10 protein-coding genes are annotated in these 10,429 nt (G+C 36.9%); 1 reads left to right on the top strand and 9 read right to left on the bottom strand.

All coding sequences use genetic code 11. The annotated features are described in order from the left end of the window. Positions 1-624: 624 nt before the first annotated feature. The 9 genes from EO244_RS11365 to sufB form a co-directional block, all read right to left on the bottom strand. A complete protein-coding gene (locus EO244_RS11365) occupies positions 625-1,617 on the bottom strand; it encodes a GSCFA domain-containing protein (protein WP_129254793.1) in 993 nt (330 codons plus the stop codon). Positions 1,618-1,651: 34 nt separating this feature from the next. Further along, positions 1,652-2,491: an alpha/beta hydrolase gene (locus EO244_RS11360; RefSeq protein ID WP_129254792.1), complete on the bottom strand. Its 840-nt coding sequence runs from the start codon at positions 2,489-2,491 to the stop codon at positions 1,652-1,654. Positions 2,492-2,503: 12 nt separating this feature from the next. Next, entirely contained in the window at positions 2,504-3,436 is a 933-nt protein-coding gene (queG, locus tag EO244_RS11355) for a tRNA epoxyqueuosine(34) reductase QueG (protein WP_129254791.1), read from the bottom strand. Positions 3,437-3,525: 89 nt separating this feature from the next. Beyond that, complete coding sequence (locus tag EO244_RS11350; protein ID WP_129254790.1) at positions 3,526-3,837, bottom strand: iron-sulfur cluster assembly protein; 312 nt, start codon at positions 3,835-3,837, stop codon at positions 3,526-3,528. 48 nt (positions 3,838-3,885) lie between these two features. Beyond that, complete coding sequence (locus tag EO244_RS11345) at positions 3,886-4,359, bottom strand: SufE family protein (protein WP_241687976.1); 474 nt, start codon at positions 4,357-4,359, stop codon at positions 3,886-3,888. A gap of 107 nt (positions 4,360-4,466) precedes the next feature. After that, positions 4,467-5,690 (bottom strand): aminotransferase class V-fold PLP-dependent enzyme, encoded by a 1,224-nt coding sequence (locus EO244_RS11340; protein ID WP_129254789.1) that lies wholly within the window; start codon positions 5,688-5,690, stop codon positions 4,467-4,469. 55 nt (positions 5,691-5,745) lie between these two features. Then, the gene (gene sufD, locus EO244_RS11335; protein ID WP_129254788.1) at positions 5,746-7,101 is read right to left on the bottom strand and encodes a Fe-S cluster assembly protein SufD; all 1,356 of its coding nucleotides are present in this window, start codon (positions 7,099-7,101) and stop codon (positions 5,746-5,748) included. A gap of 81 nt (positions 7,102-7,182) precedes the next feature. After that, complete coding sequence (sufC, locus tag EO244_RS11330; RefSeq protein ID WP_129254787.1) at positions 7,183-7,935, bottom strand: Fe-S cluster assembly ATPase SufC; 753 nt, start codon at positions 7,933-7,935, stop codon at positions 7,183-7,185. Between the two features lie 44 nt (positions 7,936-7,979). Next, positions 7,980-9,431, bottom strand: coding sequence for a Fe-S cluster assembly protein SufB (sufB, locus tag EO244_RS11325; RefSeq protein ID WP_129254786.1), 1,452 nt, complete (start codon positions 9,429-9,431; stop codon positions 7,980-7,982). A 588-nt stretch (positions 9,432-10,019) separates the two neighbouring features. On the opposite strand from sufB, the gene EO244_RS11320 reads away from it, so the two are divergent. Beyond that, complete coding sequence (locus EO244_RS11320; protein WP_129254785.1) at positions 10,020-10,220, top strand: hypothetical protein; 201 nt, start codon at positions 10,020-10,022, stop codon at positions 10,218-10,220. Positions 10,221-10,429 lie beyond the last annotated feature (209 nt).

Raw genomic sequence — 10,429 nt, 5'->3', positions numbered from 1 at the left:
GCCAGGATCAAACTCTTCGTTGTATAAAAAACTTATAGTTAATCTGCTCGTGGATAATATCTAAGTTATTTCGTAAATCTAATTGACAAGGTTATTATTCTTGTATTTACCTAACTTTATTCTACTTCCAATATTTTCAAAGAACTTGCGTTCAAAATTTCTTCTCTGTTTTGATGCTGATTACAGCATCAAAGCGGGTGCAAAGATAACAAATTTAGTTTTTTAAAACCAAATAAAAATTGAAGTTTTTTTTTAGAAAATTTATTTCCGTTTTTACCTCAGATTTTCATCGTTACCCTGCCAAATTTTTTAAGAACTCTTTCGCTATGAAAGCGGCTGCAAATATAAGAAACTTAATTCTAATTCTGCAAATCTTTTTTCGTTTATTTTTCAACTTGTTTTATCGGGACAACCCAATGTTTACAAGCTCTACAAACGTTTCAATGACCTGCGCCCCTCTCTTAAAGCGAGTGCAAATATAGAGATTATTAATTCATAAAACCAAACGCGAAGATCAACTTTCCTGCATTTAATTTTTAACAGGCTAGTAATCAAGAGCACTCATCCTAAAAAAAATGAGTCAGACTAGCAATTTACAACATTAATCAGAGAAAATCCATAGCCTTAAAGCAGATTTCTTTCTAAATTATCAATTTCATCAGACATCTTCACAAAGGGATGTACTCTTAAAAACTCATGAATCTTTGTTAGGCTTGACTTAATAAAGGCTTGGTGGGAGTCAGAGCCCACATTAAAAGGGCGATGATTGGCAGCCAAAATAAATTTTCCCACTTGCTTTTGAATCTGTTTAGACTCTTCAGAAAAGTATGTGTCAGAAAAGCGTTGCCATATATACTTAATGGCGGACTCGCTAATATGTAGCATATCTTCTGAATAAAACCTGTAATCGCGGAGCTCGTCCATTACAATTTCATAGGAAGGAAAATAAGAAACTTGCTCAAACAACTCCGTTAATTGCTCAACTGCTAATAATAGTGTCGCCTTGCTTAATTGATTTCCATTAGCACCATCTTTCCAATGCCGAATTGGACTTACGGTAAATACAATTCTAATTTTCGGATTAAAAACTAATAGTTCAACCAATAGGTCCTTATATATAGATACTATTTCATCTACATTTAATCGGTAGCGATTAAAATCCTTAGCCGGAAGCTTATGACAATTTGAAACAATTTTACCTGAACTCAATAACTCATACACCCAAGCCGTACCAAAAGTTATAAATAAAAAATCGGCATCCTTTAGATTCTGCGAACTCTTCCTTATACCTTCATTAATATTTAAAAGGCAACTATCTAAATCGGTACTGGAAAATTTACTATGGTGATAAAAACTGAACCAAAGATTATTGTGAAAGTTCAAGTCATCTTCAACAAACTGATGTTCTTCCATCAATAATTTCAAACTACTACAAACGCTAACCGGATTATAAATCACTCCAAACGGATTAACATCAACCTGATATTTAACAGATTTAAGTTTAGCTCCAATATTCTCAACAAAACAAGATCCCATCATAAGAGCCTTGTGCTTATATGAAAAATCGAATTGCGATTTAGGAATTTCTATTTTCGTTCTAAACAAATCATCATTCATAGCGAGAAAGTGTATAATAGTTACGAATACGAAGCTAGGTATTCTTTATGTATGTTCGAATCCATTTCAAAATTAAATCAAAGGCCTCGTCTTTACAAAAATCATTGTGAAGTTCATGAAATGCATTTTCAAACAAATGAAACTGGCACAACTCACCTGCACTCATCGAAAATTTCGCACTTGCCTCCGCAGATGTAATTTCGTCATCACTCCCATGAAGAAGTAAAAGTGATTTATTTAAAGTCTTTGAATTATTCAACAGTTTATATCCTGCAATATAAGCCTGATAAAACAGACGAAAAGAGACCCATGGATGAACCAAGCTATCATTTTTGTATGCCTCAACCACATTTTTATCATGAGATAACAATTCGGCATTCAATTTCGTCCTCAAAGTAAAATTGGGAACAAGCTTTTCAAGCAGACTAATCAAAGGGATAACCAATTTAGGTGGAGACTGCTTTGCGATCAGCCAGGGTGAAGTCGCAATCACAGCATCATAATCGCCTTTCCCGGTAAGGAGATGAGTCAAAACCTCACCGCCTCCCATACTGTGCCCATATAATATTCTCGGAACATTGGGATATTCCTTTCTACACTCTTTCAAAACCCAATCGATATCATCAAGTAGCGATTGATATGAAGGAATCACACCTCTTTTCCCCTCAGACTGTCCGTGTCCGCGTTGGTCAAAAGCAAAAACGGCAATATTCTTTTCTGTAAATCGTTTGGCCCAAGCCTCATATCGTGAACTATGCTCCCCAATACCATGTACCAAACAAATCACACAATCGGGTTGTTCGGAAGGTTTCCAAACTTGTGAAAACAAATTAATGTCATCGGGTGTCTTAATTAATGATGTTTGATGAGTCATAGTTGAGAAATATTATTCAGTTAGAAAATCTAAATTGCGTTTCAATCCTTTAAATTTCGTTCTTTTAACAGCAGAATTCTTGAATAAGTCTCCAAATTCGTGAGCATTCATGGCAAACCATTCATCTTTGGATAAAGATAAAATTTTAGGATTGGGCTTAAAATCTTCAACCGAATGCGGTTTCACCATGCGGTTCCAGGGACAAACATCCTGACAGATATCACAACCAAAGACTCTGTTTTGAAATTTGCCTTTCATCTCCTCCGTAATATCATCTTTTAGTTCGATAGTAAAATAGGAAATACATTTACTCCCATTAACCACTTTAGGCGCAACAATAGCATCGGTTGGACAAGAACGAATACAACGATTACAACCACCACAAAAATCAGGATAAATTTCAGTATTATATTCTAAAGGCATATCGATAAGCAATTCTCCCAAAAACATAAAAGAGCCCAGCTTTCGATTTAAAAGAAGTGAATTTTTCCCAATCCAACCCAATCCGGCTTTTCGTGCCCAAGCATGTTCCAAAATGGGAGCCGAATCGACAAAAGCCCGCCCCTGGGTTTCTCCTATCTCTTCGTTAATATATGCCAATAAAGCATTCAACTTTTCCTTTATCACAAAATGATAATCTTTTCCGTAGGCATACTTTGCCAAAACGGGTGCTTCAGCATCTTCCTGCTTGCTTTCAGGATAATAATTGAGTGCCACAACGACAACCGATTTGGTATTTTCCACCAAAAGCCTCGGATCGAGACGCTTCTCAACATTATTAGCCATATACCCCATCTCGCCATGATAATCCTTATCCAGCCAATCGGTGAAGCGCTCTTTTTCTTCTGATAAAAAATTCGCTTCAGCAATTCCGCAAAGATCAAAACCAAGCTCCAAGGCTTTATCTTTTATAAGTTGAGATTTTGCTGCTAAAGTTAGATTCATAATATAAAAGTAAGAAAGTCTGGGAAAGGTGAATCCTTCATCTTAAAAAAAGGACATAAAAAAAGGGCCGAAAAACAGCCCTTAATATCTTATAGAAAACCCAATTCGAGTTTTGCTTCTTCAGTCATCATATCTTTGTCCCAAGGTGGATCGAATGTTAACACAACTGTTACATCGCTGATTTGAGGAAGGGCCTTAATCTTATCGTTCACTTCCTCAAGAATTTGATCAGCCATTGGACAATTGGGAGCGGTTAAGGTCATTAAAACTTTCACCTCATCCTCTTCGTAAAGGTCTATTTCATATATCAATCCCAAATCGTAAATATTCACAGGGATTTCAGGATCATAAATAGTCTTTAAGATCTCAATGATAATTTCTTCTGTTTGTTTTTTACTCATCGTGTTGAGATTTATGAATTGAAAATCGAAATTTTCTTTCTAAAGTTATTAATTGTTCACTTTGTGGTTAAAAGCCAAACCATACATTTTGATTTGCTTCACCATAGACACCAATCCATTTGATCGTGTTGGTGATAAATGCTGTTTCAAACCAATCTCATCGATAAATTTCAGGTCAGCATTCATAATCGCTTCGGGAGTCTGATTATTGAAAACACGAATTAACAGGGCTGCAATTCCTTTTACAATAATTGCATCGCTATTGGCTTCGAGTTTCACAACACCATCTTCAAGCTTGGCATTGAACCACACCTTTGATTGACAACCTTTAATCAGGTTTTGATCTGTTTGGTATTGTTCATCCATCCCTTCAAGATCATTCCCCAACTCAATTAAATAAGCATATTTATCCATCCAGTCTTCAAAACCAGCGAATTCCTCAATAATTCCTTCTTGTATTTCGTTTATGGTCATCTTGTAATAGTAATCAGTCATTAATAGCCGGCCAATCGCAACCCGCATTTATCCTTTCATTTTCAATCTGAAATTGAAATCCAATTGCAAAGGTATAACATTTTCATTCATTGAAAAAGCTCTACGAACCTACTCAATGGATCTTACCAACTATTTTAGACGGCAAACATTTTACAAACCTTTTCTATTCCTGCGAAAAGTGCATCAATTTCCTCTTTCGTATTATAAAAAGCAAAAGATGCTCGCACAGTTCCATCAATGCCAAAATGCTGCATAACCGGCTCTGTACAATGGGTTCCGGTTCTCACCGCAATCCCCATCTGATCGAGCAACATACCCATATCATAAAAGTGAATACCTTCAACCAGAAAGGAAATCACTGAGGTCTTATTTTTTGCAGTTCCGTAAATTCTCAGATTTGGAATCGATTCGAATTTTGCCGTAGCGTAGGCCAACAACTCTTGTTCGTAAGCATCAATCTCGTCAAGACCAATAGCCTCAACGTAATCAATTGCAGCTCCCAGTCCAATTGTATCAATATAATTTGGAGTTCCCGCTTCGAATTTAAAGGGCAATTCATTATAGGTGGTTTTCTCAAACGTCACCTCTTTAATCATCTCACCCCCACCTTGCCAAGGCGGCATCTCATTCAGGTATTTTTCCTTACCATACAAAACGCCAACCCCAGTCGGGCCGTAAAGTTTATGTCCTGAAAAAACCAGAAAATCGGCATCTAAAGCCTGGACATCTATTTTTTTATGCTGAACCGATTGAGCAGCATCGATAAGGACAGGTACATTTTTCGAGTGAGCAAAATCAATAATCTCTTTTATTGGATTGATCGTTCCCAAAGAATTGGAAATATGATTGACTGCCAAAATTTTTGTTCGATCTGTAATCAAATCCTCCAACTTCTCAGTCATCAATTCACCCTTATCGTTGAAAGGCAAAACCTTTAAAGTCGCTTTCTTTCGCTGACAAAGCATTTGCCAGGGAACAATATTCGAATGATGCTCCATTTCAGAAACAATCACCTCATCTCCTTCAGAAACGTAACATTCGCCAAATGAGTTTGCAACCAAGTTTATACTTTCAGTCGTCCCGGCAGTAAAAATCACTTCGTGCGAATGCGCTGCATTAATAAATTTCTGAACCTTAAGACGAGCATTTTCAGCTCCTTCAGTCGATTTATTACTCAAATAATGAACCCCTCTGTGAATATTAGAGTTGTACTTGTTGTAATATTCAACCAAAACATCAGTTACCTGAGTTGGAGTTTGTGTTGTTGCTGCATTATCGAAATACACCAGTGATTTACCATACACCTTCTCAGATAAAATTGGGAAATCCTGACGGTATTTATGTGGATCTAAACTCATTTTTTAAAATTAATGATTAGTGATTGATAATTATTAATCACTAATTGTCACATTACTATCGGTTACAAGCTATGGCGCAAGTATTACATTTAGAAATTTCACCTCTCAATCGTTTTTCAACCAATTCGTCGATACGATCTTTAAGAGCCTCAACTCTAATCTTTTCAATAATCTCGTGAGCAAAAGCAAACATCAGCATCATACGCGCTTCTTCCTCATGAATACCACGAGCACGAAGGTAAAACAATGCATCATCATCCATCTGACCAACAGTTGCACCATGACTACATTTCACGTCATCAGCATCGATAATCAATTGAGGCTTGGAGTTGATAACCGCTGTATCGGATAATAACAAGTTGTTGTTACTCTGATAAGCCTCAGTCTTTTGCGCATCACGACGAACATGAATCTTGCCTGTAAAAGCAGCCGTAGCTTCATCATCCATCACCCCTTTAAAGTGCTCATTGCTCACACAATTTGGCTTAGCATGATCAGCAAAAGTAAAGTTGTCAACATGCTGCTGACGGTCCATCAAATACATGCCATAGGTGTGATTCTCGCAATATTCGCCATCGAATAAAGTATAATGGTTATTGCGAATCATGCCACCATATAAGGATAGTGTATTACTCAATACATTTGAATTCGCTTCCTGACGGATAAATACCGAATTAAGAACCGTTGCATTCAAATGTTGATTTTGAAGGGTATATAAATCGAAAACGGCATTTTTAGCGACATTAATTTCGCTAACTGTATTCGATAGGTATTTGTTATGTGTTAAGGTATGATCGCAGAAAATTAGTTTTGCCTGAGCATTTTCTTCAATCACAATCAGGTTACGCTGAGTTGCCATTAAATCGCGATCGGAACGCAAAAGATTGATCACCTGAATGGGTTTCTCAACCACTACATTTTTAGGAACGTAAATAAAGACGCCATCCTTAGCCAATGCTGTGTTTAGTGCAACCAAACCTTCTTCGTTTGGCTTGGCATATTTCCCATAATGCTTCTCAAAAATTTCGCTATGCTTTTCGGCTGCTTCCTGCAGACTGCAAACAATAACACCTTTAGGAATTTCAAGTTTTCTATTCTGATTGTAATACCAGCCATTCGAAAGCAATACCAAGTTGGTATCCAACTCAGGCACATCGCAGTAGAACAATTCATTTAAATCACCCATCACTGTTCTATACTGAAGATCCACAGTATAGGGATGATCAAATGCAGGAACCAGATTCGTGTACTTGTAATTTTCATTTGCAAGAGTTGGAACGCCAAGCTTTTTAAATTGCTCAAAAGCTTCCTCTCTTTTTGTATTCATGAACTTTGATGACTTGTCGTCGAGAAGCGCTTTCCCCTGCTCAAACAAATCTGCAAAATCATTATTTATAGTATCTATTGACATGATTATTTCAAATTGATAGATTGATAGATTGCTACATTGTCGGACGGTTAATTTTAACAATTAAGCCATTTAACAATCTAACTATTTCACTAATTCTTCCTTAATCCAGTCGTATCCTTTTTCTTCCAACTCAAGCGCTAACTCTTTGCCGGCTGTTTTTACGATACGCCCATCGAATAATACGTGAACCACGTCAGGTACAATATAATCAAGCAAACGCTGATAGTGAGTAATTACAATCGTTGAATTTTCAGCAGTCTTCAGTTTGTTCACACCATTGGCAACAATACGAAGCGCATCAATATCCAAACCAGAATCAGTTTCATCCAATACGGCTAACTTAGGCTCAAGCATGGCCATTTGAAAAATTTCATTCTTCTTTTTCTCTCCACCAGAGAAACCTTCGTTCACTGAACGATTGGTTAGCTTTGAGTCAATCTCAACCAACGCTTTTTTATCGCGCATCAACTTTAAAAAGTCTGCCGCTTTCAAAGGCTCCAAACCTTTATATTTACGATGTTCGTTTACAGCAGTCTTCATGAAATTAACGGTTGATACACCAGGAATTTCAATTGGATACTGAAAGCCTAAGAAGATCCCTTCTTTAGCACGATCTTCCGGAGACAGATCCAAAAGATCTTTCCCTCCAAAAACAACTTCACCTTCAGTAACGTCGAACAATTCGCGTCCTGCCAATACCGAAGCTAATGTACTTTTACCTGCGCCATTAGGGCCCATGATAGCATGAACTTCTCCTGGCTTTATTTCAAGATTAATCCCTTTTAGGATTTCTTTCCCGTTGATTGATGCGTGTAGATTCTTTATACTTAACATTGTTGTCTTTTTTCCGATTATCAGTTTCAATTATCTGTTGTCGATTATCCGACAGAGCCTTCGAGGCTAATTGCCAATAGTTTTTGTGCTTCAACAGCAAACTCCATAGGCATTTTATTAATCACCTCTTTAGCGTAACCATTAACAATTAAGCCAATAGCATCTTCAGTTGAGATACCTCGCTGGTTACAATAAAAGATCTGATCTTCACCAATTTTCGAGGTGGTTGCCTCGTGTTCGACCTTAGCCGATTTATTATAAACTTCCAAATAAGGATAAGTGTGGGCACCACATTTATCACCCAATAGAAGCGAATCACATTGTGAGAAATTTCGAGCACCTTCGCAGCTCTTCACCACTTTTACCAATCCACGGTAAGAGTTGTTCGATTTTCCTGCCGAAATACCTTTCGAAATGATTGTCGATTTTGTGTTATTACCGATATGAATCATCTTTGTTCCGGTATCGGCTTGCTGATGATTATTGGTTACAGCCACTGAGTAGAACTCACTTGACGAGCCATCGCCCTTTAAAATGGTGGATGGGTATTTCCAGGTCACTGCAGATCCGGTCTCAACCTGAGCCCACATCAATTTTGAATTGGCTCCCTCGCAAATACCTCGTTTGGTTACAAAGTTGTAAATCCCACCAAGACCTTCCTTGTTACCAGGATACCAGTTTTGAACGGTTGAATATTTCACCTCTGCATTTTCCTTCACAATAATCTCAACAATTGCAGCGTGCAGCTGGTTCTCATCACGCATTGGTGCCGTACAACCTTCAAGATAACTCACGAAAGAATCGTCTTCACAAACGATTAAGGTACGCTCAAACTGACCTGTATTCTCAGCATTAATACGGAAGTAAGTGGATAGTTCCATTGGGCAACGAACACCCTTAGGAATGTAAACGAAAGATCCATCAGAGAAAACGGCTGAATTCAGTGCCGCAAAAAAGTTATCGCGATAAGGAACCACTGTTCCCATATATTCCTGAATTAAATCAGGATGGTCCTGAACGGCCTCGCTAAAGGAACAGAAAATAATACCTTTCTCAGCTAAAGCCTCTTTAAATGTTGTTTTTACCGATGAAGAGTCCATTACCACATCAACAGCTACATTCGATAAAATTTTCTGTTCATCCAAAGGAATGCCCAGCTTATCGAAAGTTGCACGAATTTCGGGGTCCACATCATCCATACTCTCCAGCTTTGCTTTTTGCTTAGGAGCTGCATAGTAAATGATATCCTGATAGTCAATTGGAGGAATTTCCAGATGTGCCCATTCCGGCATTTTCATCGTTAACCAATGACGGTAAGCCTTCAATCGGAATTCCAACATGAACTCCGGCTCGTTTTTCTTAGACGAAATCAACCGAATCACATCTTCACTCAACCCCTTTGCTATAGAATCTGTTTCGATGTTACTCGAAAAGCCATATTTATAATCACTTTGGGTGACTTCATTCAATATTTTATCTTGTTCTTCTTTAGCCATATCTTAAAAAAAGTATCAAGTTGTAAGTATCCATATTCGAAAGCTTGACCATCATATGTCATAAAATACAGCCTCAGTTTGTCGAAGCCTAAAGGATTACTTTCGAAAATCTGTTTCTCCGAACCACTTAGCCCGACTGAAACCGTTTGAAATTTGCTGCAAATATAAAGAAAGTATTTATATATCTGTCTGTAAAGATACTCAATAAAACACCAGAAAGTCTTTTTCTTGACATGAGATTGAAAATAGATTGCTAAAAGCAGCAAAATAGATACATCCAGACGCTGAAATTCATAAATATATTTGAACAGTGAAATCCATCAAAAGCAATAAAAGTGTTCTACAATTTTTCTTATACATCCAAACACCTACTGAAACCTGCATATAAAAGGTCCTTTATCTCACCAATAGACTCTAATTAACATTTGTCAGTAAAAAAGTTAATACCGCTGGGTTACTTTTTAAGAAAAAACAGAATAAAGGAACAAACCCACTAATTAACTAAATACATGAGATGAGCCATATAAAACACATAACTATTTTGATATAATTCTAATGGCAATTTTCAACTACCCAAATTAAAACGAAATGAAACAGATTGATTTTTTAGAAAAACGCAGGCAGTTTATTGAGCTTGCAAAAAAAAGAGCAACAGGAACACCTAAAGAACTTGCAACTAAATTCAATATTCAAGAAAGAGTACTATACAGACTCTTAGAGAGCTTAAGGACAGATGGTTTAGAATTCAGATATTGTAGAACCATAAGATCATATTATATCGACGAATGATTAAAGCCATATCATTCACCTAATAAAAATCTACCTACAACATCCCTTATGTGAATTAACATATAATAAAACCTAATACAAATACCACACTAACGCATCACGATCTAACTTTTCACACAATCCTATTAGACTTAATAAAAATAAGCTCACTGACAATATATATCAGCGAGCTTACATAATTTAGTATCCGAGTTAAACAATTGCGCATT

This window comes from Ancylomarina salipaludis (assembly GCF_004122035.1).
Lineage (GTDB): Bacteria > Bacteroidota > Bacteroidia > Bacteroidales > Marinifilaceae > Ancylomarina > Ancylomarina salipaludis.
This window is presented reverse-complemented; position numbering and strand designations above follow the sequence as displayed.

Coding starts and splice junctions, on each gene's coding strand:
- EO244_RS11365 (WP_129254793.1), bottom strand. CDS start 1,617: ATGAATGATGATTTGTTTAGAACGAAAATAGAAATTCCTAAATCGCAA.
- EO244_RS11360 (WP_129254792.1), bottom strand. CDS start 2,491: ATGACTCATCAAACATCATTAATTAAGACACCCGATGACATTAATTTG.
- queG (WP_129254791.1), bottom strand. CDS start 3,436: ATGAATCTAACTTTAGCAGCAAAATCTCAACTTATAAAAGATAAAGCC.
- EO244_RS11350 (WP_129254790.1), bottom strand. CDS start 3,837: ATGAGTAAAAAACAAACAGAAGAAATTATCATTGAGATCTTAAAGACT.
- EO244_RS11345 (WP_241687976.1), bottom strand. CDS start 4,359: ATGCGGGTTGCGATTGGCCGGCTATTAATGACTGATTACTATTACAAG.
- EO244_RS11340 (WP_129254789.1), bottom strand. CDS start 5,690: ATGAGTTTAGATCCACATAAATACCGTCAGGATTTCCCAATTTTATCT.
- sufD (WP_129254788.1), bottom strand. CDS start 7,101: ATGTCAATAGATACTATAAATAATGATTTTGCAGATTTGTTTGAGCAG.
- sufC (WP_129254787.1), bottom strand. CDS start 7,935: ATGTTAAGTATAAAGAATCTACACGCATCAATCAACGGGAAAGAAATC.
- sufB (WP_129254786.1), bottom strand. CDS start 9,431: ATGGCTAAAGAAGAACAAGATAAAATATTGAATGAAGTCACCCAAAGT.
- EO244_RS11320 (WP_129254785.1), top strand. CDS start 10,020: ATGAAACAGATTGATTTTTTAGAAAAACGCAGGCAGTTTATTGAGCTT.